Genomic DNA, 26834 nt, shown 5'->3' with positions numbered 1-26834 from the left:
ATTAAACAGGGGGCAAACGACCGGGAATTTTATCCCGGCCGCGAAAAAGGCTCAGGCAAGCAGCAGCCGGGCGGCTTCAACCACAATGCTTACCGCCGCGCTTTCCGTTTGCTGCATCGTCAACGCGTCGGGGATTTCCTGTTGGGTGCGGTTGACGATCACCCCCGCCACCATGCCGGCGCGTAACCCCTGGGTGGAGCACATGGTCAATAAGGTGGCGGATTCCATTTCATAATTCATCACCCCCATTTCCTGCCATTCGCGCATGGACCCCTTGAAGCGGCTGACCACCCGTCCCGAAAAGGTGTCATACCTTTCCTGCCCCGGATAAAAAGTATCCGACGAGGCGGTAACGCCGATATGGACCCCGGCCCCGAGTCGCCGGGCCGCCGTCACCAGCGCGGTGGTACAGTCGAAATCGGCCACCGCGGGATATTCCATGGGCGCGAAATGCAGGCTGGCGCCGTCGAGTCGCACCGCGGCGGTGGTCACCAGCACATCCCCTACCGGGATTTGCGGCTGTATGGCGCCGGTGGTGCCCACCCGCAAAAATGTCCGGATGCCCAATTGCGCCAATTCCTCGACGGCGATGGAGGTGGACGGGCCGCCGATGCCGGTGGAACAGACAATCACCGTCTGACCGGCAAGACCCGCGCGCCAGGAGGTGAATTCGCGGTGGCTGGCCAGCGGCTCGGGATCGTCCATCAAACGGGCGATTTTCTCCACCCGCTGCGGATCGCCGGGAATGATGGCCAGGGTGGCGCCGCGCAGATCGGCATGCGTCAGGCCAAGATGAAAGACATCGGAAGCGGACATGGCAGATACCTCTGAGAATAAAATGTTAGCACGCAGATAATATCGACATTATCCATTTTTTATCCGCCATTGTCCGGTGGCATGTCACATTCACTGAGACAGGCTAAGCCGTCGCCACCTCATGGAACAATAGCTTCATTTTCTCATTGTCCCGAATGGCCGTAATCAGGCTGGCGAAGACCTCATAAGGCGTCATATGCCCCCCATCGTCGATGATTCCCCTCAGCCAGGTACCGATTATGGTCCACGCCTGCTCTTTCATCAGGGACATCACCTCATACAGCAGTTTCTGGACGCCGTATTGCGCAACTTTTATTCCTGTAGCAAACAAAGACGCGACTGACGAGACCTCGCGGCCGATACCGAACAGGCGCCCCACCGCGTTGCCGACGCCGGCAAGCCCCGAGACCAGTTTCGTCAGCCCGCTGGCGTTAACTATTTTTTGCGCGAAGCGGGCGACGGCCGTAAAGGGCGAGGTGGCGGAGGCCTCCGGAGCGTTTTTAACCCCGACAACAGGATAGGCTAATATCTTTTTGCCCGGACCGCTGTTTTGTTCAGTGGTTTTTGGGACTACAGTACTGTCTGGCATGGAATGACTGGCAGAGATATACATGACAATTCTCCCGTGACATGGAATTTGATAAGGCCTGCCCTTTTAACATAGCTATTAATTACTCCTGATAATAGTTTCTTGGCTATCATAAAAGGAAATATCCTTTTTCTGGGTAGTGAAATGCAAAAAATGAGAATACGGAATATAATTCAAGCGCAGCACTTTGAATGAACGTTGCATTTTCGTCAAAGACAATTTTCATTTAATGCTATTTTTATTGGGCGCTATATAAGTAAGATTAATGGCGCCCAAACCGGCCGAGATATTTATAGAGAGAGCCATTCCCCGAAAGGAGGCTCACCGGCCGGGGAAATCAGCTCTATATCCCCCTCCCCAAACACGTTAGGACATAGAGAAGGTTATCAGCAGATAGTTGATTATGGGATGTTCACTAATACATGCCGCTAAGTACTCACGAACGACTCCCGCGCCGACATTCATCATCTCGCTCACTTTATCAAGGCAGGTTTGCAGCATAGGGTATAACGTTTCCCGGGAGAAAGAGGTTATTTCCTCCAGTAGGGGCGATGCGCCTTTTTGCACCGCGTCGGCAAGATAATCATAGACTTTGGCCAGGATAGCCATCGAACCGCTTACCGTTCCCGCAATCACGAATGCCCTCCCGGCTCCCGCGAATGAAGCGGCCAGGGGACTGGACCCGAGCCCGATAACGGCGCAACCGAGCGCCGCGCCTTGCATGAGTGTGACCAGTTGTGGCGCAATGGTGGACAGGGTGTCGACACCGTTCCTGACCATTTTCAGCATACCCGCCAAACCGCTGGGGGCGTTATCGGCGGCGGCGTTTACGCCGATCGCCACCGGTGGGGGTAGATGGGCAATGGATATCGTCATGAAAAAACCTTTAAAATTGTAAAAACACCCGGCAGAATTTGTCTCATCCTGCAAACTTTAGTACGTGAATATAAATAAACTACTCACTTGTTGCGTTATTATTACCACGTCAAAATTATCTTCATTGCCTCGATGGCTGCATAAAAAGGTGGCTGAGCAAGAGGAATATTTTTTGCGTCATATTTTTCAGCGCATCAAAAAAAGGATTGATGATAAGATCTTTTATCGTCAAAACTGCACGCTCAATAGCTGTATTTATCTTACCGTTTAGGAATTTGAATGCGGCCACTATATTATCTATTAAATTTTTCGCTTGAATAAAAAAAGCCACTGATTTCTGCAATGCTTTTAAAAAAAACAGACCTTTTTCATAGTCGTTTTTTTCTTTCTCAACGAGATTGATAATATCATGTGTGCTCTTGCTCACCAGTTCGGCCATACTCAACGGGACGCAAAATGCTTTCTCATGTTCGGGGTTTACTATTCTATTAATAAGATCAGGTAAATGGCTATGGGTGATAAATTTAATCATGCCGACAAGGGGCATATCCTGATTTCTAGGGCCATGGCCCGGATAATGCTCGGTTGCATTTAGGGCGAACCCGCCTATTGCCGGCATTTTCTGCATAAAAAGGCCCCCGTTAGCGCAAAAATGAGTCACATTTCCTACGTATTTCATAAGAGTTGACATTTTACGGAAATACATTCGCTCACATAAATGTTCGGCAGCGAAGGCGATCTGGCTTATATAATAAAATGAATTGGCCATGCTTATTACGCTATTCACAATCTCTTTTAGGCTGTTTTTTAATCTATCAAGGCAATGTGATCCACGGAGGTGAAGAAAGCCATCCGCCAAGGCGGGGGGGTGGTGATTTATATATACAGTGTCCATATTAACCATATTGAAATATTCCTGTCAGAAGCAATAGATAAACTAAATACTTAAAATATTCTTATCTGTTAAACCAAGCTGACCTTAACTAACAAAAACCATAAAAACTTTAAAAAAAAGCTCTTTTCGCCGGTGACGTGATATTTATCACCTATTTAGAAAGCTTTTCCATGCAAAAAAATGGCCGTTCTCGACGGTTCAATAACCCGCCGACTTGACTATAATAAGGGCTGCAATCACTGGATAACCAAGGTATCCCAATGACTCCTGACGACACCATCGCTTCGGTAACCTCCCGCGCCGGATTTGCGCCGGCCGCCGGTACACCGGCTTCCTCTGCGATCCATACCGACGACATCGGGCTGATTGCGGCCATGACGACGATTACCACCCAGGGTAAGGAAATGCCGGCCTATATGGCGCGTCCCGCCGGGGATGGCGAACGCTTTCCGATAGTGCTGGTCGTCCAGGAAATTTTTGGCGTGCATGAGCATATCCGCGACCTGTGCCGCCGCCTGGCAAAACAGGGCTATCTGGCCGTGGCCCCGGAGCTTTATTTCCGCCAGGGCGATCCGAGCGCTTATGATGATATTCCTACATTATTCCAACAGTTGGTCAGCAAGGTACCGGATTCTCAGGTGATGGCCGATTTGGATCATACCGCGCACTGGGCGGCGCGCCATGGCGGCGACAGCCGGCGCCTGGCGATCACCGGTTTTTGCTGGGGAGGGCGAATCGCGTGGCTGTATGCCGCCCATAATCCGCAGCTCAAGGCGGCGACGGCCTGGTATGGCAAACTGGTGGGTGACAAAACCCTGACTACGCCACGCCATCCGGTGGATGTCGCCGCGGAGCTCACCGCGCCGGTGCTGGGTTTGTACGGCGGGCAGGATACCAATATTCCGCAGGCGAGTATTGATGCCATGCGCCAGGCGGTCAGCGCCGCCAACGCGGTTGCGGAGATTATGGTCTACCCCGATGCGGGACATGCGTTTAATGCCGATTACCGCGCCAGTTACCATGCGCCGTCGGCCATCGACGGCTGGCGGCGTATGCTGGCATGGTTTGATAAGTACGCCGTGAAATAAATTAAGGCGCCGGAAGGCGCCTCTTAATTGGCTTATCTTTGTTCGGCGCGCAGTCGTTTCGCGGCGCTGACCATATTCGCCAGTGACTGGCGGGTTTCCGGCCAGGCGCGGGTTTTAAGTCCGCAATCCGGATTGACCCACAGGCGTTCCGCCGGAATACGCTCGGCGGCCTTGCGCAGCAGCGTGACGATCCACTCCTCGCTCGGCACGTTCGGGGAATGGATATCATAAACGCCGGGTCCGATTTCATTGGGATAATCAAATTCCTTAAAGCTTTCCAGCAGCTCCATATCCGAACGCGAAGTTTCGATGGTGATCACATCGGCGTCCAGCGCCGCAATGGCATCCATGATGTCGTTAAACTCGCAGTAGCACATATGGGTATGGATCTGGGTGTCGTCGCGCGCCACCGCGGCGTTCAAACGAAAGGCCTCCACCGCCCATGCCAGGTAGGCCGGCCACTCGCTTTGCCGCAGCGGCAGCCCTTCACGCAGCGCCGGTTCGTCGATCTGGATAATGCCGATGCCCGCCTGCTCCAAATCCGCCACTTCATCGCGCAGCGCCAAAGCTATCTGGCGCGCAATCGTCTTACGGCTGACATCCTCGCGCGGGAACGACCAGCACAGGATGGTCACCGGACCGGTAAGCATGCCTTTCACCGGCTTGTCGGTCAGCGACTGGGCATATTGCGCCCATTCCACGGTGATGGGCGACGGGCGGCTGATATCGCCGATGATAATCGGCGGTTTTACACAGCGGGAGCCGTAGCTTTGCACCCAGCCGTTTTGCGTAAAGACAAAGCCGTCCAGATGCTCGCCGAAGTACTCCACCATATCGTTGCGCTCGGCCTCGCCGTGCACCAGCACATCAAGCCCCAGGCGTTCCTGTTCGGCGATGGCGTGTTTAATATGCTCGCCAATCCCGGTGCGGTAACGCGCTTTATCCAGGCGCCCGCGTTTGAAGTCCAGGCGCAGGCCGCGGATATCGGCGGTTTGCGGGAATGAACCTATGGTAGTGGTCGGCCATGCCGGCAGGTCAAAACGCCGGCGCTGCACCTGGGCGCGCTGCGTATAAGGCTGTTGGCGCCGGCTGTCCTGCGCGGTGATTTTTTCCAGGCGGGCGCTGACCTGCTGATTATTGACCCGGCTGGAATGACGGCGATTGCGGATAGGCTGGCTGTATTGCGCCAGTTCCCGCAGATGCGCGTCATCGGGCTGCGCCAGCGCCGCCCGCAGCAGTCCCAGCTCGGCGCATTTTTGCAGGGCAAAGGCGAACCAGCTTTTCACCTCGTCGTCCAGACGGGTCTCGACGCTTAAATCTATGGGGCTGTGCAACAGCGAACAAGAGGTTGCCACCCATAGCGGGCGCTGGCCGGCCAGCGGCTGGATGCGCTCAAGGCAGGCGGCAAGGTCGGCGCGCCAGACGTTGCGGCCGTTGATGATGCCCAGCGACAGCAGCCAGTCCGCCGGCAACTGCGCGTGCAGTACAGCAAGATTATCCTTGCCCGCCACCAGGTCTACATGCAGGCCCTGGACCGGCAACGCGCGAATCTGGTCCAGATGGTGGCCGATACTGTCGAAATAGGTGGTCAGCAGCAGCTTGACCGATCCCTGCAAATCCTGATAGGCGGTTTGATAGGCGTCACGCCAGGCCTGCGGCAGTTCCAATACCAGCGCCGGCTCGTCGATTTGCACCCATTCGATACCGCGTTTAGCCAGCTCCGCCAGTACCTGGCGATACACCGGCAATATTCCGGCCAGCAGCGACAGGCGGTCGAAGGCTTCACCCTTTACCTTACCCAGCCACAGATAGCTGACAGGCCCCAGCAGCACCGGCTTGACGTTATGGCCCAGCGCCAGGGCTTCGTCCACTTCGTCCAGCAGTTGCGTCCAGCCCAGGCGGAAAGATTGGCCGCGGGAAAACTCCGGCACCATATAGTGATAATTAGTATTAAACCATTTGGTCATTTCCGCGGCGGCGGCGGGTTCACCGGTAGGCGCCCGGCCGCGGCCGATGCGAAACAGGGTATCAAGATCGGACGCATTGGCGCCGTCGCGATGGCGCGCCGGCACATTATCCAACATCAGGCTGGTGGTCAGAACATGATCATACCAGGCAAAATCGCCCACCGGCAGCAGGTCCACGCCGGCATCTTTCTGCTGTTGCCAGTGGCGCGCGCGCAGTTCGCGGCCCACGGCCAGCAAGTCCTGCTGCGACGATTTCCCTGCCCAATAGCTTTCCTGCGCTTTTTTCAGTTCGCGGTGCAAGCCCACGCGCGGAAAACCCAGTGTGTGACTTAAAATTGCCATTGCTCTCTCCCATTTAGACGTCCGGATGTTTACACATCCATATTCACCATGTACTGTATTATCCACAAGCGCAAATTATTCACTTCCAGGTGAAACACCCTCATGATCGAACTTAAACATCTGCGCACGCTGCAGGCGCTGCGTAACAGCGGCTCGCTGGCCGCCGCGTCGGCGCAGCTTCACCAGACGCAATCCGCGCTCTCGCATCAGTTCAGCGATCTGGAGCAGCGGCTGGGCTTCCGGTTGTTCGTGCGCAAAAGCCAGCCGCTGCGTTTTACCCCTCAGGGCGAGATCCTGCTGCAGCTGGCCGAACAAATCCTGCCCCAGGTGCAGCAGGCGCTGCAAAACTGCCTGGAGCCGCGCCAGACCACGCTGCGCCTGGCCATTGAGTGCCATAGCTGTATTCAATGGCTAACGCCCGCGCTTACCGAATTTCGCGAGCTATGGCCGCAGGTACTGGTGGATTTTCGCTCGGGCGTAACCTTCGATCCGCAGCCCGCCCTGCAGCAGGGCGAGCTGGACCTGGTGCTGACCTCGGATATCCTGCCGCGCAGCGGGCTGTTTTATGTGCCGATGTTTGATTATGAAGTGCGGCTGGTGCTGGCGCCCGATCATCCGCTGGCGTTAAAAGAGCGGATAGCGCCCGCGGATTTAAGCGAGGAAGTGCTGATGATTTACCCGGTTCAGCGCCAGCGTATGGATATCTGGCGGCATTTCCTGCAGCCGGCGGGCATAAGTCCGGTACTCAAGAGCGTGGACAATACCCTACTGCTGATACAGATGGTGTCGGCGCGCATGGGCATCGCCGCGCTGCCACATTGGGTGGTGGAAAGTTTTGAGCGCCAGGGACTGATTGTGACCAAGACCCTGGGTAAAGGGCTGTGGAGCCGGCTTTACGCCGCGGTCAGGGACGGCGAGCAGCGCCAGCCCGTCATCGAGGCCTTTATTCGCTCGTCTCGTCAGCATGCCTGCGCGCATTTGCCGTATGTGCGGGATGCCCAACGATCCAGCGGCGGTGAACCCACAGCGACGCCATGATCACCAACGCGCCGACGATAAAACTCGGCCAGTGCGGCTGTTGTTGCCAGATGGCGAAATTGACCAGCAGGCCGGCGGGAACATGAAAGTTATTCATAATACCGAGCGTACCCGCATCCACCTGGGTGGCGCCGTAGTTCCACATAAAATACCCCAGCGCCGAAGCGCCGACCCCCAGCCAGATCAGCACGCCCCATTGCAATGAGGTGGCGGGCAACTGCTGCGCATTGCCGAACAGACACCAGCCCGCCAGCGCCACGATAAACGAACCGAGGTAAAACCAGGAAAACGCCGTATGCTGCGGCATCGGGTATACCTCCATCAGCCGTTTGTAGCCCACCTGGCCGATAGCGAACATCAAATTGGCCGCCTGCACCAGCAGCAGGCCGTGCCAATAATGCGCACTGACGCCGTCGTAGCGGATGATAGCCGCGCCGGCCACCGCCAGCATGGCGCTGAGCACATATCCCCAGCGCAGCCGGCGACGGCGCAGCAGGTCGTATACCAGCGTCACGTATAAGGGCGTCATGACGGTAAACAGTAAAAATTCCGGCACCGACAGATAGAGATAGGCCCGGTAGCTAATCATATACATGATGCCCAACTGGCAGGCGCCGATCGCCATATACAGCAGCAGCGGCTTGACGCGGTAGCCGCGCCAGCGCAAGAACGGCAGGAAAACCAGCGCCGCAAGCGTAAGACGCACCAGCACCGAAAAATAGCTGTCGACCTGTCCGGCCAGGTATACGCCGATCAGGCTGAATGAAAACGCCCATAAAATGGTGGTGATGATAAGCAGCGGCACGTTGGGTTATCCTGTAAAACCAAAGCGCTATTCTAGCGGATTCGTTCAGATAATTTTGATTAATCGGGTTTACAGATGGATGTTTAATGAGCACACAGGCGGAGACCGGCCGCCGGCCCCAGCCTGCGCCGCCCCAAGGCGGCGTTAATAACCGGCGGTCAGGTCATCAATGGTGCGCGGGTCCGAGGCGCCGGTAAACGTGCCGTCGGGCATCACCATGATGCTCTGCGTACTGCCCATTACCGGCAAGACCTTGATGTGCTGTCCCCGTTCGCCCAGCAGCTTGAGGGTATCGGGGCTAAAGCCTTTTTCCACCCGGAGCTCGTCCGGGGTCCACTGCTGATGAAACCGCGGCGCGGCGCTCGCCTCGGCGACATTCATCTGAAAATCGATGGTATTGACCAGCATTTGCAGCACGGTGGTGATAATGCGGCTGCCGCCGGGGCTGCCGGTAACCAGCCAGGTCTTGCCGTCCTTTACCACGATGGTGGGCGACATGGAGGACAACGGCCGCTTACCGGCCTGGACGGCGTTGGCGTCCCCGCCCACCAGCCCATACATATTCGGCACGCCGGGTTTGGCGGAAAAATCATCCATTTCGTTATTGAGCAGAATGCCGCTGTCGCCGGCCATGATGCCGCTGCCGAAATACGTGTTGAGGGTATACGTTACCGCCACCGCGTTGCCCTGCCCATCCACCACCGAGTAATGGGTGGTCTGATCGCTCTCGTAGGGCTGCAACTGGCCAGGCTTGATGGTGACCGACGGATTGGCCCGGTTGACATCGATGCGCTGCGCCAGGGTTTTGGCATAGGCCTTGCTGGTCAGCGCCTGGACCGGAACCTTGACGAAGTCCGGATCGCCGAGATATTCCGAGCGATCGGCATAGGCGAATTTCATCGCCTCCGCCATCACCTGGATGGCGTCAGCGCTGCCGGCGCCCATATGCGCCAGGTCAAAATTCTCCAGGATATTCAGGATCTGGATAATATGGATGCCGCCGGAGGAGGGCGGCGGCATGGAAAAGACCTGATATCCCCGATAGTTGCCGGATACCGGCTGGCGCGCCACCGCCCGGTAGGCGGCGAGATCGGCCTTGCCGATAAGCCCGCCGTCACGCTGCATCTCGGCGGCGATTTCATCAGCGATGGCGCCCTGATAGAACGCCTGCGGCCCCTGCTCGGCGATAAGCGTAAGGCTGTGGGCCAGCTGCGGCTGGCTGAGTCTCTCCCCCTCGGCATAGGGCTGGCCGTCGGCTTTAAAAAATACCGCCTTGCTGTTCGGATGGTTGATAAGCGCTTCTCTGCCATAAGAGGCCAGGTCGTCGGCCAGGGCCTTATCAACGCTAAACCCCTCCCGGGCCAGCTTAATGGCCGGTTGCATCACCCGGGCCAGCGGCAGGGTGCCGAAACGGTCCAGCGCCAGCGACATACCCGCGACGGTGCCCGGCGTACCGGAGGCCAGCGGACCGGTCAGCGAACGTTTGCTGTCGGCGTTGCCGTCCGGGCCGATAAACATATCGCGCGTGGCCCCGGCCGGCGCCATTTCACGAAAATCAATCGCCACCGTTTCGCCCTGTCGCGTGCGCACCAGCATAAAACCGCCGCCGCCCAGGTTGCCCGCCTGCGGGTGGGTTACCGCCAGCGCGTACCCTACCGCCACCGCCGCATCCACCGCGTTGCCGCCCGCGCGCAGGATATCCAACCCCACCCCCGTTGCCGTCTCGTCTACCGTGGAAACCATGCCGTGCCGGGCATACACCGGATGCTGGATATCATTTTCAATGCCGTAGGACAACGGCGCGGCGCCGGCAGGCGGCATGATCAGCAACAGGGCAAGGACCAGCGACAACAAGCGACCGGAGGAAAGAATAGGCATAAGGTTTTCTTCCTGATGGTTTTATTTATTTACTTATTAACCAATTTAACGGCAGTTTCAATATTTACCTGGGACGCCGCACGCAAATACGCACGCTTCACCCTGCGTTTGGCGCGTTTAACGGTTAAAATGATAAAGTCATCATCACGGAGCCACTCATGAAAACCTATTTTTGGCTATTGCTGCCGGTCATGCTGGCGTCGTTTGCGGTTACGGCGGCGGTTAAACCCCTCACGCCCGCGCAGCGCAACGATCCGTTTGCGCAAAACCCGGCCCAGCAACAGTTGAAACAGCAGATGCAATCCAGCGCGCAGCAGCAGCAGCTCCGCTTGCAACAACAGCAGCAAGCCCAGCAGCAACAGCAGCGCAGCCAGCTGCAATCGCAGCTTAACAACGATCGTCAGCGGGCGCAGCAGAACACGCCGCTAAAACAGCCGCAGCAAAATCCCTGAGCCAGGGGTCAACCCGGCGCGAAATTCGCGTTGCCTGTCGTCAGGCGAGGAGCCCGGGTTGGTGCGGGTTTATGCCGCGGACCCTACCGGTGGCGGCCTGGTGGTTCGCAGGATATAGGATGTCAGCATGCCAGGCGTCAGCGCGCCCGCATAGCTAAAAGGTGGCGCTAGCTATTGGCCTAGCTATTGGCCTAGCTATTGGCAAAATTGGGCCCGATCAAATCAATCCGGTCAGTACACAGGGTATCAACCCCCCAGCTCAGCAGGGCGCGCGCTCTATAAGGGCTATTCACGGTATAAGCCAGGATATGCAGGCCGGCATCGGTGATTTTCGCCACCCGCTCTTCAGTCAGCACTTCATGATTCAGGTGCAGCGCGCTGCACTGGAGTTCCTGGGCGAGCCGCGGCCAATTATCATCCCAAAAGTGCAGCAACAACCCGCGCGGCAGTTGGGGAGCAACCTGCAAAGCGGCCGCCAGCGCGTCGACGGAAAACGAGGATAACAGCGGCGGCACGTCGCACTCTTGCCACAGCTGAACCGCCGCCTGCGCCACGGCGCGACCGGTGCCGATATCGGTGCCGGTGGTGGGTTTGATTTCGATATTCACCGCCAGGCCATGCCGCTCGCAGCGGGCGGCAACGTCCGCCAGCAGCGGCAAGGGTTCGCCGCGGAACTTATCGTTGAACCAGGCCCCGGCATCCAGCAGCGCCAGATCGTCCCAGGCAAAGTGGCCGGCGATGCCATGGCCGTTGCTGGTACGATCCAGCGTATCGTCATGCAATAAAAAAATCTGTCCGTCGGCTGAAAGCTTCGCATCCAGCTCAATCATTTTATGGCCATAGCGTGCGCCGGTATCAATGGCCGCCAGGGTGTTTTCAGGTGCCAGCGAGCCGCCGCCGCGATGCGCGACGATGGTCGGATAAGGCCAGTTTTTTGTCATAAGTCCACCCGGGATCCGCTTAAGGGATCAAAAAAGTGCCATGCATGGGCAGGACACCGTAAATAAAGTATCGTCCCAATGGCGGGCTGCTCATCATGCGGCAGTCGTATTACCATGGAACGCCCACCCCAGCGCCCATGGACCAGGTTATCCGCACCCAGTTGCTCAAGTGAAATAATTTCCAGCGCCGGGCCGTCAGTTGCGCGCCCTGACTGTTCAATATGCTCCGGACGGATACCCGCGGTCAACTCGCGCCCGCGCCATTGCGCGCCGACGGCGGGCAAGGGCAGCGACGGGCCGCCGCTGACCTGGAAGCTGCCGCCATCCTCGCTTACGCGTCCCGGCAGCAAATTCATGGCGGGAGACCCCATAAAACCGGCGACAAACAGCGATGCCGGGCGGCGATAAATCTCCGTCGGGGTGCCGATTTGCTCCACCCGCCCCTTATTCATTACGATCACCCGCTCCGCCAGCGTCATGGCCTCTACCTGATCGTGGGTCACATACAGACTGGTGGTCCTCAGCCGCCGATGCAGTATTTGCAGTTCCAGCCGCATCTGGGTGCGTAATTTGGCGTCAAGATTGGATAACGGCTCATCAAACAGGAATACCGCCGGCTCCCGCACCAGCGCTCGCCCCATCGCCACGCGCTGGCGCTGCCCGCCGGACAGTTCGCGCGGCTTGCGTTTCAGCAGTTCCCCAAGTTCCAATATCTGCGCCACGCGCTCCACCAGCCGTTGGATATGCTGTTTGCCGAAACCGCGAATTTTCAGGCCGTAGGCCATATTGTCATAGACGCTCATATGGGGGTAGAGCGCATAATTCTGAAACACCATGGCAATGCCGCGATCCTTGGGTTCACGCTCCGTCACCCGTTCGCCATCGATATAAATATCGCCGCTGCTGACGCTCTCCAGCCCCGCGACCATGCGCAGCAGGGTCGATTTGCCGCAGCCGGAAGGCCCGACCAGTACGATAAACTCCCCGTCGGCCACGTCCAGGTTTAAGGGCGCTATCACCGACGTCTTGCCGTCATAGGTCTTTTCGACCGCTTGTAAAATCAAACTCGCCATAATGTTTTATTTCTCGCTATCAACCAGGCCGCGCACAAACCAGCGCTGCATCAGCAATACGATTGCCAGGGGCGGGATCATGGTCAGCAGCATCGCCGCCATCACATAATTCCACTGCGTGGCGCTGTCGCCGCTGGCGATCATGCTGCGGATGCCCGCCACCGCGGTGCCCATCGCGCTGTTGTTGATAATCAGGATCGGCCACAGATACTGGTTCCAGCCGTAGATAAAGATGATCACAAACAGCGCCGCCAGATTGGTTTTCGACAGCGGCAGCAGGATATCCCACAAAAACCGCAGCGGCCCGGCGCCGTCGATGCGCGCCGCCTCCAGCAGTTCATGGGGAATGGTCATAAAGAACTGGCGGAACAGGAATGTTGCGGTGGCGGAGGCCATCAACGGCAACGTCAGGCCGGTATAGCTATCAAGCAAATGCAGATTGGCTATCACATCGACGGTGGGAAAAATACGCACTTCCACCGGCAGCATCAGCGTCATGAAGATCAGCCAGAAAAACAGGTTGCGCAATGGAAAGCGAAAATAAACGATGGCGTAGGCGGATAACATCGACACGCTGATCTTGCCCAGGGTGATTCCCAGCGCCATGACCAAGCTATTGAACAGCAGCCGGCTGAACGGCACCGCCTGGCTGCCCACGCCCTCTTGCCAGACATGGCGGATGTTTTCCCACAGATGGCTGCCCGGCACCAGGCTCAACGGCACCTGGAACACCTGGCGGTTGTCCATGGTGGCCGCCACCAGCGCGATATATAACGGCAGCAGAATAACGGCAACGCTTAGTATCAGTATTAAATGGCTGAAGATATCCAGTCCGCGGCGATGTTCTATCATTGATATCGCACCTTACGCTCGACAAAACGAAACTGGATGACCGTCAGCACAATCACCACCATCATCAGCACCACCGACTGCGCGGCGGAACTGGAGAGATCCAGGCCGGCAAAACCCTCGCGGTAGATTTTGTAAATCAGGGTAGTGGTGGCCTGCACCGGCCCGCCGGCGGTTGCCGCGTCGATGACCGGAAAGGTATCGAAAAAAGCGTACACCAGGTTGATGACCAGCAGGAAAAAGCTCACCGGCGTGATAAGCGGCAGCGATAAATCGATAAATCGCCGTACCGGGCCGGCGCCGTCGATGGCTGCGGCCTCCACCAGTGAACGCGGAATGGATTGCAGCGCGGCGAGGAAAAACAAAAAGTTATAGCTTACCTGCTGCCAGATGGAGATCAGCACCACCAGGAACATCGCCTGCCCGCTGTTTTGCGCATGATTCCAGTGATACCCCAGATTATTGAGCAGATAGGCGATAAGCCCCAGCCCGGGGCTGAACAGGAACATCCATAATACCGCAGCCACCGCCGGCGCCACCGCGTAGGGCAATAGCAGCAGCGTCTGGTAAATACGTTTGCCGCGCAGCACATAATCCACCAGCGCCGCCAGCAACAGCGCCACCAGCAGGCCGATGCCGGTCACCAGGCCGCTGAAGATAAGCGTCGTGACCAGGGAATCCAGATAATATTCATCCTGTGTCAGCTGGACAAAATTATCCAGGCCGACAAAGGTATTCTCTATTCCAAACGGGTCCACCCGCTGCACCGAATACCACAGCGCGGTCCCCGCCGGCCAAAGAAAAAAAATCGCGGTAATCACCAACTGCGGCAGCACCAGAAGATAGGCCAGCCAGCGTTGTTTGAATCCGCGATGGGGCGCGATAGCCATAAACAACCCAACCCGCAATGCAAAAATGTACCCGCCGCACGGCGCGGCGGGTCGCCAACTGAGGTTTACTTCAGCGATTGTTCAAACCGGCGCAGCAACTGGTTGCCGCGTTTAACCGCGCTGTCCAGGGCCTCCTGAGGCGTGGCCTTGCCGGTCCAGACGCGTTCCAGCTCTTCGTCCACCACGGTGCGGATTTGCTGCATATTGCCCAACCGCATGCCTTTGGTGAACGGCAACGGCGGTTTATTCAGCATCTGGCGGGTGGCGATATCGGCGCCGGGGTTTTTGTCATAAAAACCCTGGGATCGGGTCAGCTCATACGCGGCGGTGGTGATGGGCAGGTAACCGGTTTTCTGATGCCACTCGGCGGCGATATCAGGCTGGGCAAGGAACTGCAGGAACTCCGCCACCCCTTTATAGGTCGCGTCATCCTTACCGCTCATCACCCACAGGCTGGCGCCGCCGATAATAGCGTTTTGCGGCGCGTTCTTCACGTCGGCGTCATACGGCATCATACCCACGCCGTAATTAAACTTGGCATACTGGCGAATCGCGGCCAGGGAGCCTGACGAGGCGGTGGTCATGCCGCATGAGCCGTTGTAAAACTTCTCGGTGGACTCGTCCTTACGACCGAAATAGCTGAAATCCCCTTTCTTGTTCATGTCCGACAGCAATTGGATATGCTTCACCTGCTCGGGCTTATTAAAAATCAGCTCCGCGTCGTTGCCGGCAAAGCCGTTATCCTTGGTCGCCACCGGCAGGCCATGCCAGGCGCTGAAGTTCTCGATTTGGATCCAACCCTGCCAGCCGCTGGCATAACCGCATGCCATACCGCTGGCGCGCAGTTTAGCGGCCGCCGCGGCCAGTTCCTGCCAGGTTTGCGGGGCATGTTCCGGATCCAGTCCGGCTTTTTTAAAGGCGTCCTTGTTGTAATACAATACCGGGGTCGAGCTGTTGAAGGGTTGGGACAGCAGATGCCCGGTCTTACTGTCGCTGTAGTAGCCGGAAACGGTGGGCACAAACGCCGACTCGTCATTCTTGATGCCGGCCTGTTCAAACACCTGGTACACCGGCTTATAGGCCTTGCTGGCCATCATGGTGGCGGTGCCGACTTCATACACCTGCAAAATCGCCGGCGCGGTGCCGGTACGGAATGCCGCGATGCCCGCCGTCAGACCCTGCTCGTAATTCCCCTTGTACACCGGCACGACATGATAATCAGGATGCGTCTGGTTAAAGCGCGCGGCCAGGGAATCCACCTCGGTGCCCAGCACGCTATCCATTGAATGCCAGAAAGGAATTTCGGTCACTGCCTGGGCGCTGGTGCTCACGGCCAGCGTCAACGCCACGCTTAAGGCGGCGATACGAATTGAGTGCTTCAACATGCCATGCTCCTGAATGCCGGAAAAGTTCATCGGCCTGTAACATGACATGCTGAAATGACAGAAAAATAACACCCTTATGACAGCGGGGTGACAGCGCGCGGCGAATTCTCCGCCCAGCGCGTCGCCAGGCGGGCCTGACGGTGTCGGAATTAACCGGCGAGTCGGCTTAACGCCCTTAATTCCCAGCAGGAAAGCCTGCCGATGGGGGCGAAGGGGCAGTCTCAGTTCACCGGAGCGCACCCCGGCGCGGCAGGCCCACTGCGCTTTGAGCTTACAGGCGGGCCGCATCAAAATTAATCTGCTGGCGGCTGGCGGCGGGGAGGTTTATGTTGCCGCGGCGAAGGTTTCGCTGACGCTTGCGGGGAGGTTTATGTTGCCGCGGCGAAGGTTTCGCTTGCCGTGCGTTCGGCGGTTATATGGAATGCCGGGTGCCGGCAAGCGACAAAGAGGCCGTACCGCGACGGCCTCCTTGACCTCCGCGCGCCCGGCAGATCGCGCGTCGCTGCGCGATGCCTTCCGCCGCCCATGCCCCCGTGATGCACCGGCCCGGTTAGCGCTCCCGGCGCAACCGGGCCTTTCGCCGCTCCCGGCGGCTCATGCCGGGGTCACAGGCGCCGTCAGCGCGCTTTATGCCGGTCCCTATGTCGCTGTTCGCACGGCATATTATGAAGCGATTGCGGCGCTGTTGTTTTGGATGGGGGCTGGCGTCGGCATAGGATTGACTGTTATGGAATGCAACACGTATGGCAAACCGTTGGCACAGCGAACATCAGGCATACAGTCATGCAGTCATGCAGTCATGCAGTAAGGCATTCATCATTCAGTTTTGAGTTTTGAGTTTTGAGTTTTGAGTTTTGAGTTTTGAGTTTTGAGTTTTGAGTTTTGAGTTTTGAGTTTTAACATTAAGCATTAGCCATTAGCCATTAGCCATCAGGCTGTAAACATTAGCGCAAAAGGAATACTGAGACCTTTCCCGGTAAGCGCATACCGCTAAGGACCCCAAAACGCTGTTTTGCTGGCAGGCGATGGTGTTGACGTGGTGCCGGCATAGAGTGCGCCGGCGGCGCACGTCACGGCTGGATGAGCCGCCGGGAGCGGCGAAAGCCCGGGCTGCGCCGGGAGCGCATGCCGGGCGGTCCACAAGCCGGGATGGGTGATGCCGGGCACCGCGCAGCGGCGCACGATCTGCCGGACGCGCGGAGGTCAAGGAGGCCGTCGCGGTACGGCCTCCTTGTCGCTTGCCGGCACCCGGCACGACATAAAATAGCCGAACGCATGGCAAGCGAAGCCCTCGCCGCGGCAACATAAACCTCACCCGCAAGTGTCAGCGAAACCCCAGCCGCGGCAACATAAACCTCCCCGCAAGCATCAGCCAAGCCCTCGCCGCGGCAACATAAACCTCACCCGCAAGCATCAGCCAAACCCTCGCCGCGGCAACATAAACCTCCCCGCAAGCGTCAGCCAAACCCTCACCGCGGTAACATAAATCTCCCCGCAAGCATCAGGCCAAACCCTCGCCGCGGCAACATAAACCTCCCCGCAAGCATCAGCCAAACCCTCGCCGCGGCAACATAACCTCACCCGCCCAGATAAGCGCTGCGCACCGCCTCGTTCGCCAGCAACGCCTCGCCGCTATCCTCCAGCACCACATGGCCGTTTTCCAACACATAGCCGCGGTCAGCCAGTTTCAGCGCCTGGTTCGCATTCTGCTCCACCAGGAAAATGGTCATCCCCTCCTGACGCAACTGCTCGATGGTATCGAATATCTGCTGGATAATAATCGGCGCCAGTCCCAGCGAAGGCTCATCCAGCAGCAGCAATCGCGGCTGGCTCATCAACGCCCGCCCAATGGCCAGCATCTGCTGCTCGCCCCCGGACATGGTGCCTGCGCGCTGCACACGACGCTCATACAAACGCGGGAAAAGCTCGAACACCCGCTTAATCCGCTGCTGATACTGCGGACGGTCGGCAAAGAACCCCCCCATCGCCAGGTTCTCTTCCACCGTCATCCGCGAAAACACCCGCCGCCCTTCCGGCACGATGGCAATCGAGGCACGCATGATCCGCGCCGTTGGCCAATCGGTAATATCGCCGCCCTCAAACATAATCCGGCCCTTGGAGGCGCGCGGATCACCACACAGCGTACCCAACAACGTGGTTTTGCCGGCGCCGTTGGCGCCGATAAGCGTCACGATCTCGCCCGGATTAATATGCAGGCTCACCTCATGCAACGCCTGGATTTTACCGTAATGCGCCGACACCCGGTGCAATGACAGCATAGCGGTATCCTGAGTCATCAGGCCTCTCCCAAATAGGCCCGAATCACGTCCGGGTTACTGCGAATCTCGGCGGGCGTACCCTTTGCCAGCGGCATGCCCTGGTTAACCACATAAATGCGATCGGAAATACCCATCACCAACTTCATATCATGCTCAATCAATAACACCGATACATTATGCTGTGACCGCAGTTCGGCAATCAGCAGGTTCAGCTCGGCGGTCTCGTTCGGGTTCAGGCCGGCGGCCGGTTCATCAAGCATCAGCAGCGACGGGCGCGTCACCATGCACCGGGCAATCTCCAGCCGGCGCTGCTGGCCATAGGCCAGATTACCCGCCTGACGGTTAGCCAACTCCAGTAAACCCACGCGGTCAAGCCAGGCGCCGGCATAATCCTGCGCCTCGGCTTCCGCCTGGCGGAAGGCGCGGGTTTTCAGCAAGCCGGCAAATACGCCGCTTTTAAGATGCTGATGCTGCGCCACCAGCAGGTTTTCGATTACCGTCATTTCCCGGAATAAGCGCACATGCTGGAAGGTACGCACCACCCCCATACGGGCGATGGTTTGGCCCGGAAGCCCTTCCAGATGCTGATCGCGCAGCATGATAGTGCCGCCGGTGGGACGATAAAACCCGGTCAGGCAGTTAAACACCGTCGTTTTACCGGCGCCGTTGGGGCCGATCAGCGACACGATTTCGCCGGGGAATAATTCCAGTTCAACCTGGTTAACCGCCAGCAGACCGCCAAAACGCATGGTCAACGCCTTAACGGATAACAGGGGCTGCAATGCCGTGGACGTCATGCCTGCGCTCCTTTACCGGTCTTCATTTTCATCTGCGGACGTTTCATCGGCAACAGGCCCTGCGGTCGCCAGATCATCATCAGCACCATCAACGCGCCCAGCAGCAGCATGCTGTACTGGTTCAGGTCGCGCATCAGCTCGCGGGACACCACCAGCAGGATGGCCGCCAGGATCACCGCGAACTGCGACCCCATACCGCCCAACACCACAATGGCCAGCACAAAGGCGGATTCGACGAAGGTAAACGACTCCGGGCTGACAAAACCCTGGCGCGCGGCAAACAGCGTCCCGGCAAAACCGGCGAACGCCGCGCTGATGGTAAAGGCGGTCAGTTTGATACGGGTCGGGCTCAGGCCCAGCGAACGACAGGCGATTTCATCCTCGCGCAGCGCCTCCCAGGCCCGGCCCAGCGGCATGCGCAGCAGACGGTTTATCACAAACAAGGTTAAAATCACCAACAGCAGCGCCACCATATATAAAAAGATAATCCGGTCGCTGGGGTCGTAGGTCAGGCCAAAAAAGTTATGGAAGGTGTCCCAACCGCCGTCGCGCGGGCTGCGGTTAAACTCCAGGCCAAAAAAGGTGGGTTTCGGGATCTGGCTGATCCCGTTCGGCCCGCCGGTTATCTCGGTATTGTTAAGCAGCAGGATACGGACGATCTCGCCAAATCCCAGGGTAACGATGGCCAGATAATCGCCACGCAGGCGCAGCACAGGAAAACCCAGCAACAGGCCAAAACCGGCGGCGACCAGCCCCGCCAGGGGCAGGCTTTCCCAAAAACCCAGGCCGCAGTAATGATTCAGCAACGCATAGGTGTAGGCGCCGATGGCATAGAATCCACCGTAGCCCAGTACCAGCAGGCCGGATAATCCCACCACCACGTTCAACCCCAGGCCCAGCATCACATAGATAAGCGTCAGGGTGGCGATATCCACCGTGCCGCGCGATACCAGGAACGGCCAGGCGATGGCGGCCAGGATCATCACCAGCGCGAGCCATTTCTGGCGCGGCGTGGAGCCGTCAAAGCTCGGCAATACCCAGGACGGCCCGCTGATTTTTTTCAGGCTATGCTGGAAAACCGGCCGCAATAGCTGGAACACGAACACCACCGCGCAGCCGGCACCGATCCAATACCAGCGTACCGCACCGGCGTTATGCACCACCAGGTGGGTACCGTCCAGGCTCAGGCGCATACCCATCATAAAGGCGGCCAGCACCAGCAGCATAAACGCGCAGAACAGCGCGTTTAATAAATGGTTGATCTTCATACCTTCTCAACCTCCGGACGGCCCAGGATGCCGGTGGGCAGCACCAGCAACACCACGATAAGCAACGCAAACGAGACCACGTCTTTATATTCGCTGCTCAGGTAGGCCGAGGTCAGCGCCTCTGCTACCCCCAGGATCAACCCGCCCAGCATCGCGCCGGGAATGCTGCCGATACCGCCCAGCACCGCGGCGGTAAACGCCTTCATGCCGGCCATGAAGCCGATATAGGGGTTGATGACGCCATAAAACTGGCCCAGCAGCACGCCGGCCACCGCCGCCATCGCCGCGCCAATCACAAAGGTCAGTGAAATAACCCGGTCGGTGCTGATGCCGAGCAGGCTGGCCATTTTCAAATCTTCCGCGCAGGCGCGACAGGCGCGGCCCATGCGTGAATAACGAATAAACAACGTCAGGGCCAGCATGGCGACAAAGGTCACCGCCCAGATGGTAAATTGCATGGTGCTGATGCTGGTGACAAAACCATTGCTTTCGCCCAGCACCCATTGGCCGCTGGCCAGGCTCGGCAGCGCCAGATCCCGCGAACCCTGCGTCAGGCTAACGTAGTTTTGCAGGAAAATAGACATGCCGATGGCGGAAATCAGGGCAATCAGGCGCTTGGAGGAGCGTACCGGCTTATAGGCCACCCGTTCTATGCTCCAGCCGTAGGCGCTGGAAATCACGATGGCGGCGATAAACCCGGCGCCGATCAGCAGCCAGCCGGCGTCGATGCCCATCATCATCAGCGCGGCAATAACAATAAAGGAGACATAACTGCCGATCATATAGACTTCGCCGTGGGCGAAGTTAATCATGCCGATAATGCCGTAAACCATGGTGTAGCCAATGGCAATCAATGCATAGGTGCTGCCCAACGTCAGGCCGTTGAACAACTGCTGCATAAAATAAAGGAACTGCTCGGACATACCTTAACCTTCGAAGCCGCTCCCGGTGACGCGAGGCCAACGGGAGCGGCGATATTTTTTTAACCAGGGAGGAACGGCAGATTATTTAATCGGTGTGGAAGTACCGTCTGCGTGCCATGTAAATACGCCGAACTCAAATCCTTTCAGATCGCCCTTCTCATCCCAGCTCAATGGACCCATAACGGTTTCCACGGTCCTGGCTTTCAGGTCCTTGACGATATCGGCCGGTTCCATGCCGGCGCTTTCCATACCGGCCGCCAGGGACTGTACCGCCGCATAGGTAGTCCAGACGAACGGACCGGTGGGATCGAGCTTTTTCGCCTTCAGCGCGGCGACTATCGGCTGGTTGGACGGTACCTGATCATAACGCTTCGGCAGGGTCACCAGCATGCCTTCGGAGGCGGCGCCGGCGATGTTGGATAACGAGGAATTGCCTACCCCTTCCGGCCCCATGAATTTGGTGGTCAGTCCGGCCTGTTTAGCCTGGCGCAGGATTTGCCCCATTTCCGGGTAATACCCGCCGAAATAAACGAAATCAACGTTCTCTTTCTTCAGGCGCGCCACCAGGGTTGAGAAATCCTTATCACCGGCGGTGATCCCTTCGAACAGCACCACGTTGCCGCCATTTTTCTTCAGGCTGTCCTGTACCGAACGCGCCAGACCCTCGCCGTACTGCTGTTTGTCGTGAACCACGGCGATGCGTTTAGGTTTGACCGCGTCAAGGATGTATTTCGCGGCGGTCGGCCCCTGATCGGAGTCCAGGCCGGTGGTACGCATAATCATCTTATAGCCGCGCGTGGTCAGGTCGGCATTGGTGGCCGCCGGGGTGATCATGATGACGCCCTCGTCTTCATAGATATCGGACGCCGGCTGGGTGGAGGAGGAGCAAAGATGGCCGATGACATACTTTATGCCATCGTTGATGACTTTATTGGCCACCGCCACCGCCTGCTTTGGATCGCAGGCGTCATCATATTCGACGCCCACCAGTTTGTTGCCCTTTACCCCGCCCTTGGCGTTAATATCGGCAATGGCCTGGCGCGCCCCGGTAAATTCCATGTCGCCATATTGGGCAACCGGACCGGACATTGCGCCGACCACGGCGACCTTGATATCTTGTGCCCAGACGGAATGGCTCATTGCCATGGCCATACAGCCGGCCAGCAAAGCGTTGCCTTTGTTGAATTTCATCCACTGTTCTCCGTTTTGTTGTGTTTGCTGCCTGTTTTTTGGCCGGTTTTTCACCGCTATTTGGTATTTTTATTATATGTAATAATGCTTTAGCCTACAGATTGCGAAGATTCTCTAATAAGCTTTATTTTTCATATTATTAAACAGAAATATTATGCTGTAAATCAACTTATACTTTCAGAAATAACCTGCATGGACAGCACAAAATAATGATATTATTATCGGTATTTTCATCATCTTCTAGCGGGTCGTGCTAGGTTAGGCTATTCAGGGAGATCGTTTACCCGGAATTATTGTGATGGGCATCACTTATTGCTATTTTAATCATCGCAAGATTTAGACAATCTTTTGTCAACAAATTCGCTACATTATTTTTTTATGTCTTAAGTGATTACACGTATGAAATTGACTATTGAGCAGTTATCCCGTTTTACCCCGCAGGATATGATTGATTTGGCGAAAATTTGGCCAAATACCGATATCGCGTTGCTCAACGCCCGCCTTTCCGGCTCGCACGCGGTGTTCGCCGCCCGTTTTAACGACAGGTTATTAGGCGCGGTGCAGGTGATCATTGATAACGAATGGAACGAAGGCCGCCTGGTGGCGCCGCAGGTGCGCGCGGTAACCCGCCGCCGCGGCGTAGGGCTCTATCTTATGACGGAAGTGCAGCGGCTGCTGCCGGAAATCAATCATTGGTGGCTAGGCAATAACCAATACTTCGAAGACCTGGCGGTGATGGCGCAGTTTATGGATGCCTGCGGTTTTTGCCAGGAGCCGGACGGCTGGCACAAACGCCGTTGATTCCAGCCGGCTTCCGGGAATGCATTAGGGCGGGTAAAGCGGCAGCATGATCACATACCACTATGGCTATTTATATTATTCCGCTCACTTTAATATGAATTTCTTATTTTCATTTAATGAGCCGGTATCAATAGCTGAGTCAACAGGATTAGGCATGGACGGCTTAGCGATATCTTTCTTGTTGCGTAGCGGGCCGCGATAGGTACCTTGGAACCGGCTGGGAAAAACCGGGAGTCTTTCTTTACCAACGGCTTGCTGCCGGCTCTCTTGCGGATAAGCGGCTATTTCAGGCGAAGTGCAGACAGACAGGTTTATTTGGTTATGCACCATAGCCCGGGGCGGATAAACATATCCCGGCGTATAACATCCCATATAGACGGGATAAACGGGGAGATAGATGGCCGTTGGCATTGGATAATGGCCCATGGGGTGATGACACTGATTCAGTGCTGTGCAACCGGGCGCGTTTCCGGCGTTGCGTAGTCTTCCGGCCAGTATCGTATTATGTGCGACCATGCTGTCGGCAGGTGGGGGCGTAAATGCGATCACTCCATTGTCAGTGGGAATATTCCCATTAACCTTTTCCATATTATCTCCTGTTACTATTTTATTTCTCTATAGCAGAATATTATAAGCGGATTATGTATAACTTTACCCGTTAAGTTTATCGACTTCAATAGGGATGATAAAGGCAGACTTGTTCAATAATAAAATAACGATGACTACATCAATCAGAAAATTGTTATTCCCTGCCTTTTTTTAGTAAAAATAATATTCATCATTAAGTACAAAAAAATATTCCATTACATTCATAATTTATTGCAGAGTTATTTAACTAAATAAATATTTAATACGGCACTTATTGATGAGCGGGAGGGAGTTGAAAATGAGAACGGCCGGTATATATACCGGCCGTTTGGAATTATGATTTGATTGAAAAACCCGTCAGGATTCTATCGCCAGACGCATCTTTTTCATGGCGTTTTTTTCCAGCTGGCGCACGCGTTCCGCCGAGACGCCATATTTATCCGCCAGCTCCTGCAGCGTGGATTTGTTGTCATCATCAAGCCAGCGCGCGCGGATGATGTGCTGGCTGCGTTCATCCAACCCTTCCAGCGCCACGCTGAGCTTATCCGCCGCATGATCGTCCCAGTTATCCTCCTCGATACCGTCGGCAAAGTCGGAGGACTTGTCCTGCAGGTACAGCATGGGGGACATCGCTTGCCCGTCACGGGCTTCTTCATCCGGCGTTGGATCGAAGGTCATATCCTGCGCCGCCATGCGCGATTCCATTTCCCGCACGTCCTTGCTGGTCACGCCCAGGGTTTTGGCCACCATCTCCACTTCGTCCTGGTTAAACCACCCCAGGCGCTGCTTGCTCTTGCGCAGGTTGAAGAACAGCTTGCGCTGCGCCTTGGTGGTGGCCACCTTCACGATGCGCCAATTGCGCAATACATATTCGTGGATTTCGGCCTTGATCCAATGGACGGCAAAGGAAACCAGGCGCACCCCGACTTCGGGGTTAAAGCGGCGGACCGCCTTCATCAGCCCGATGTTGCCTTCCTGGATCAGGTCGGCCTGCGGCAGGCCGTAGCCGGAATAATTACGCGCAATATGAACGACAAAGCGCAGGTGTGACAGGATTAGCCGCTTGGCCGCCTCCAGGTCGCCCTGATAATGCAGCTGTTCAGCCAATGACCGCTCTTCCTCCGCTGTAAGCATAGGATAGGCGTTGGCTGCCCGGATATAGGCTTCCAGACTGCCTTGGGGAATCAGGGCTAAAGCTTGCATATCTTTAATCATTCAAGTCCTCTCGTAATATGTTCTGATGCTGCTGCCTGATGGCGCGCCCGGTTGATGGGCCTCATTAATCAGCTAGCCATTAATGAGACCGGGGATGAACACCTTAGTTCATTGCCATTTTTAGCTCACAGCGATTTTAGTTCATAACCATTATCTACGGGGATCAGCTCGTGCGGTCGCAACATCCGATGCCCTATTATAACAAAAAAACGTTATTGGGGTGTAAAATGACGTAAATGTTGCACCGTCGCCATCCAGGCGGCCACCCAGCCTATCATGGCGGAAATCAGCAGCAGCAGCAGCGTCTCTTCCCAGTCCAGTCCGTGCAGCGCAAAGGAGGTGCCGAATACCGCGGCGACCTTCGCCACCACCGACTCCAGCCGCCAGACCAGTGTTTCCGAAAGGATCAGCGACAAAATCGCGCCCCCCAGGCCCAGCAGCGCGCCGCCGTTAAGAAACGGCCGCAGGATAAAGCCGTCGGTGGCGCCCAGCAGCTTCATTACATTAATGGTTTCGCGGCGGCTGAAAATACTCAGCCTGATGCTGTTGCCGATAACCAGGAACACCGCGATAATCATCAGCAGACCAATGGTGGCGGCAACCTGCCCCACCAGCCCGGTTAACGCCGCCAGGCGAGCAAACCAGCTGTCGTCCATGCGGACTTCATCCACTCCCGGCACCGCAGCGACCCGGTCGCGCAGGGTCTTGAGGGTGTCGGCGCTCTGAAAATCCAGCTTAGGCGTAATAATGGCCACCGCGGGCAACGGATTTTCCTCCAGCATATCAAGCGCGCCGCCGAAGCCCGACCAGTTACGGAATTCCCCCATCGCCTCCTCGCGGGACAGATAGTTGACCTTTTCCACGCCGGCTTCCTGCTTAAGCCTTCCCAGCACCTTAAGCGCCGCGTCGTCGTCCAGGGCCTTGTCCAGGTAGACGGTCAACTGCGGCGCGGGATACCATTGCTCCGCCGCCTGGCTGACATTTTTCCATACCAGATAACATACGCTGGGCAAGGTCAACGAAATGGCAATTACCGCAATAGTTAATAAGGTCGCCAGGGGCTGCAGGCGCAAATCCGCCAGCGCGCTTTTCCAGGCATAGCCCCATTGCTCGCGCCAGCCGCTTTGCAGCGCCTTACTTTTGTTTTTTAACGGCTTGGCGCTGCGCGCGCCCTTGGGCCGGTTAAGCTTATTCACCATCCTGGCCCCCGTCTAACCTGCCCTGGCTAAGGGACATGATGCGATAGCGCCGCCGGGCAATCAGGCTCAGGTCATGGGTGGCCATCAATACCGTCACGCCGGCCCGGTTAAATTCCTCAAACAAGCGTAAAATCTCCTCCGACAAGGCGTCATCCAGATTACCGGTAGGCTCGTCCGCCAGCAGCACCGCGGGTTTATTCACCACCGCCCGGGCAATGCCGACCCGCTGCTGTTCGCCGCCCGACAGCTGGATGGGGAAATTACGCGCCTTATCCAGCAGGCCGACCTTGTCCAGAGCCGCCGAAACGCGACGCCTGATATCCTCGACGCTGGCGCCGGCGATAATCAGCGGCATCGCCACATTGTCATAGACGGTGCGATCGAGCAGCAAATGATGATCCTGAAAGATCATGCCGATCTGGCGGCGTAAAAAGGGCACCTCGCCATTTTTCAGGCGACTGATGTCGTGGCCGCCGAAAAATATATGACCCGCGCTAGGCCGTTCAATACCGCATATCAGTTTCAGCAGGGTACTTTTCCCCGCGCCTGAATGGCCGGTCAGAAAGGCCATCTCGGCGGGACGAAGATGAAAATTGACGCTTTGCAGCGCCTGTCGTCCGCCAAGATACGCTTTGCTGACCTGTTCAAAGCGAATCATCCTAATTAATCCTCTCGGGCAAAATGGACCC

Annotated in this window: 25 protein-coding genes; 4 read left to right on the top strand and 21 right to left on the bottom strand. The window is 56.9% G+C overall.

Translation table 11 applies throughout. The features are described from left to right. Window positions 1-51: 51 nt before the first annotated feature. The 4 genes from udp to ACL2XG_RS17475 form a co-directional block, all read right to left on the bottom strand. Window positions 52-816, bottom strand: coding sequence for a uridine phosphorylase (gene udp / locus ACL2XG_RS17490; RefSeq protein ID WP_410013093.1), 765 nt, complete (start codon window positions 814-816; stop codon window positions 52-54). A 103-nt stretch (window positions 817-919) separates the two neighbouring features. Further along, the gene (locus tag ACL2XG_RS17485) at window positions 920-1429 is read right to left on the bottom strand and encodes a hypothetical protein (protein WP_410013092.1); all 510 of its coding nucleotides are present in this window, start codon (window positions 1427-1429) and stop codon (window positions 920-922) included. Between the two features lie 342 nt (window positions 1430-1771). Further along, window positions 1772-2281, bottom strand: coding sequence for a hypothetical protein (locus ACL2XG_RS17480; protein WP_413721643.1), 510 nt, complete (start codon window positions 2279-2281; stop codon window positions 1772-1774). A gap of 121 nt (window positions 2282-2402) precedes the next feature. After that, window positions 2403-3185 carry a hypothetical protein gene (locus ACL2XG_RS17475; RefSeq protein WP_413721644.1) on the bottom strand — a complete coding sequence of 261 codons (783 nt, stop codon included), beginning with the start codon at window positions 3183-3185 and terminating at the stop codon, window positions 2403-2405. Window positions 3186-3436: 251 nt separating this feature from the next. On the opposite strand from ACL2XG_RS17475, the gene ACL2XG_RS17470 reads away from it, so the two are divergent. Next, window positions 3437-4264 carry a dienelactone hydrolase family protein gene (locus ACL2XG_RS17470; protein WP_413721645.1) on the top strand — a complete coding sequence of 276 codons (828 nt, stop codon included), beginning with the start codon at window positions 3437-3439 and terminating at the stop codon, window positions 4262-4264. Window positions 4265-4296: 32 nt separating this feature from the next. Here the strand turns inward: ACL2XG_RS17470 and metE are convergent, their stop codons facing one another. Then, window positions 4297-6573 carry a 5-methyltetrahydropteroyltriglutamate--homocysteine S-methyltransferase gene (gene metE, locus ACL2XG_RS17465; RefSeq protein ID WP_413721646.1) on the bottom strand — a complete coding sequence of 759 codons (2277 nt, stop codon included), beginning with the start codon at window positions 6571-6573 and terminating at the stop codon, window positions 4297-4299. Window positions 6574-6675: 102 nt separating this feature from the next. Here metE and metR point away from each other — a divergent pair, with 102 nt between their 5' ends. Then, window positions 6676-7611, top strand: a complete 936-nt coding sequence (gene metR, locus ACL2XG_RS17460; RefSeq protein ID WP_410013087.1) for an HTH-type transcriptional regulator MetR — start codon at window positions 6676-6678, stop codon at window positions 7609-7611. Here metR and ACL2XG_RS17455 read toward each other — a convergent pair. Beyond that, window positions 7517-8416, bottom strand: coding sequence for a carboxylate/amino acid/amine transporter (locus tag ACL2XG_RS17455; protein WP_410013086.1), 900 nt, complete (start codon window positions 8414-8416; stop codon window positions 7517-7519). The genes metR and ACL2XG_RS17455 overlap by 95 nt on opposite strands. A 144-nt stretch (window positions 8417-8560) precedes the next feature. Further along, window positions 8561-10237: a gamma-glutamyltransferase gene (ggt, locus tag ACL2XG_RS17450; protein WP_413723509.1), complete on the bottom strand. Its 1677-nt coding sequence runs from the start codon at window positions 10235-10237 to the stop codon at window positions 8561-8563. 215 nt (window positions 10238-10452) lie between these two features. Between ggt and ACL2XG_RS17445 the strand changes: the two genes are divergently transcribed. Then, window positions 10453-10746, top strand: a complete 294-nt coding sequence (locus ACL2XG_RS17445; RefSeq protein ID WP_413721647.1) for a DUF2756 domain-containing protein — start codon at window positions 10453-10455, stop codon at window positions 10744-10746. Between the two features lie 191 nt (window positions 10747-10937). On the opposite strand, the gene ugpQ is transcribed toward ACL2XG_RS17445, so the two are convergent. From ugpQ to ACL2XG_RS17395, 10 genes are all read right to left on the bottom strand, one after another. Continuing rightward, on the bottom strand, window positions 10938-11687 hold the full coding sequence (gene ugpQ, locus ACL2XG_RS17440) for a glycerophosphodiester phosphodiesterase (RefSeq protein WP_410013084.1): 750 nt from the start codon (window positions 11685-11687) through the stop codon (window positions 10938-10940). Beyond that, window positions 11684-12760, bottom strand: a complete 1077-nt coding sequence (locus ACL2XG_RS17435) for a sn-glycerol-3-phosphate import ATP-binding protein UgpC (RefSeq protein WP_413721648.1) — start codon at window positions 12758-12760, stop codon at window positions 11684-11686. Before ACL2XG_RS17435 ends, ugpQ begins: the two co-directional genes overlap by 4 nt. Before the next feature lie 6 nt (window positions 12761-12766). After that, window positions 12767-13612: a sn-glycerol-3-phosphate ABC transporter permease UgpE gene (ugpE, locus tag ACL2XG_RS17430; protein WP_410013082.1), complete on the bottom strand. Its 846-nt coding sequence runs from the start codon at window positions 13610-13612 to the stop codon at window positions 12767-12769. Continuing rightward, window positions 13609-14499, bottom strand: coding sequence for a sn-glycerol-3-phosphate ABC transporter permease UgpA (gene ugpA, locus ACL2XG_RS17425; RefSeq protein WP_410013081.1), 891 nt, complete (start codon window positions 14497-14499; stop codon window positions 13609-13611). Before ugpA ends, ugpE begins: the two co-directional genes overlap by 4 nt. 65 nt (window positions 14500-14564) lie before the next feature. After that, on the bottom strand, window positions 14565-15884 hold the full coding sequence (gene ugpB, locus ACL2XG_RS17420; RefSeq protein WP_413721649.1) for a sn-glycerol-3-phosphate ABC transporter substrate-binding protein UgpB: 1320 nt from the start codon (window positions 15882-15884) through the stop codon (window positions 14565-14567). A gap of 1577 nt (window positions 15885-17461) precedes the next feature. After that, on the bottom strand, window positions 17462-18181 hold the full coding sequence (gene livF, locus ACL2XG_RS17415; protein ID WP_410013079.1) for a high-affinity branched-chain amino acid ABC transporter ATP-binding protein LivF: 720 nt from the start codon (window positions 18179-18181) through the stop codon (window positions 17462-17464). Next, a complete protein-coding gene (livG, locus tag ACL2XG_RS17410) occupies window positions 18181-18960 on the bottom strand; it encodes a high-affinity branched-chain amino acid ABC transporter ATP-binding protein LivG (protein ID WP_410013078.1) in 780 nt (259 codons plus the stop codon). Before livG ends, livF begins: the two co-directional genes overlap by 1 nt. Continuing rightward, window positions 18957-20228: a high-affinity branched-chain amino acid ABC transporter permease LivM gene (locus ACL2XG_RS17405; protein ID WP_410013077.1), complete on the bottom strand. Its 1272-nt coding sequence runs from the start codon at window positions 20226-20228 to the stop codon at window positions 18957-18959. Before ACL2XG_RS17405 ends, livG begins: the two co-directional genes overlap by 4 nt. Continuing rightward, entirely contained in the window at window positions 20225-21151 is a 927-nt protein-coding gene (gene livH / locus ACL2XG_RS17400) for a high-affinity branched-chain amino acid ABC transporter permease LivH (RefSeq protein ID WP_331120756.1), read from the bottom strand. The genes ACL2XG_RS17405 and livH overlap by 4 nt, the downstream gene beginning before the upstream one ends. An 81-nt stretch (window positions 21152-21232) precedes the next feature. Beyond that, window positions 21233-22342 (bottom strand): branched-chain amino acid ABC transporter substrate-binding protein, encoded by a 1110-nt coding sequence (locus ACL2XG_RS17395; RefSeq protein WP_410013076.1) that lies wholly within the window; start codon window positions 22340-22342, stop codon window positions 21233-21235. Window positions 22343-22741: 399 nt separating this feature from the next. On the opposite strand from ACL2XG_RS17395, the gene panM reads away from it, so the two are divergent. Further along, entirely contained in the window at window positions 22742-23143 is a 402-nt protein-coding gene (gene panM, locus ACL2XG_RS17390; protein WP_410013075.1) for an aspartate 1-decarboxylase autocleavage activator PanM, read from the top strand. An 84-nt stretch (window positions 23144-23227) separates the two neighbouring features. Here the strand turns inward: panM and ACL2XG_RS17385 are convergent, their stop codons facing one another. From ACL2XG_RS17385 to ftsE, 4 genes are all read right to left on the bottom strand, one after another. Further along, the gene (locus ACL2XG_RS17385) at window positions 23228-23731 is read right to left on the bottom strand and encodes a hypothetical protein (protein WP_413721650.1); all 504 of its coding nucleotides are present in this window, start codon (window positions 23729-23731) and stop codon (window positions 23228-23230) included. Between the two features lie 357 nt (window positions 23732-24088). Beyond that, a complete protein-coding gene (gene rpoH / locus ACL2XG_RS17380) occupies window positions 24089-24946 on the bottom strand; it encodes an RNA polymerase sigma factor RpoH (RefSeq protein WP_410013073.1) in 858 nt (285 codons plus the stop codon). A 212-nt stretch (window positions 24947-25158) separates the two neighbouring features. After that, window positions 25159-26145: a permease-like cell division protein FtsX gene (gene ftsX / locus ACL2XG_RS17375; RefSeq protein ID WP_410013072.1), complete on the bottom strand. Its 987-nt coding sequence runs from the start codon at window positions 26143-26145 to the stop codon at window positions 25159-25161. Continuing rightward, a complete protein-coding gene (gene ftsE / locus ACL2XG_RS17370; RefSeq protein WP_410013071.1) occupies window positions 26135-26803 on the bottom strand; it encodes a cell division ATP-binding protein FtsE in 669 nt (222 codons plus the stop codon). Before ftsE ends, ftsX begins: the two co-directional genes overlap by 11 nt. Window positions 26804-26834: the final 31 nt, after the last annotated feature.

The sequence above is a fragment of the Sodalis sp. RH24 genome (genome assembly GCF_047324145.1).
Lineage (GTDB): Bacteria > Pseudomonadota > Gammaproteobacteria > Enterobacterales > Enterobacteriaceae > Acerihabitans.
Note: the sequence above shows the minus strand (reverse complement) of the source record. Positions and strands in the feature narration are given on the sequence as shown.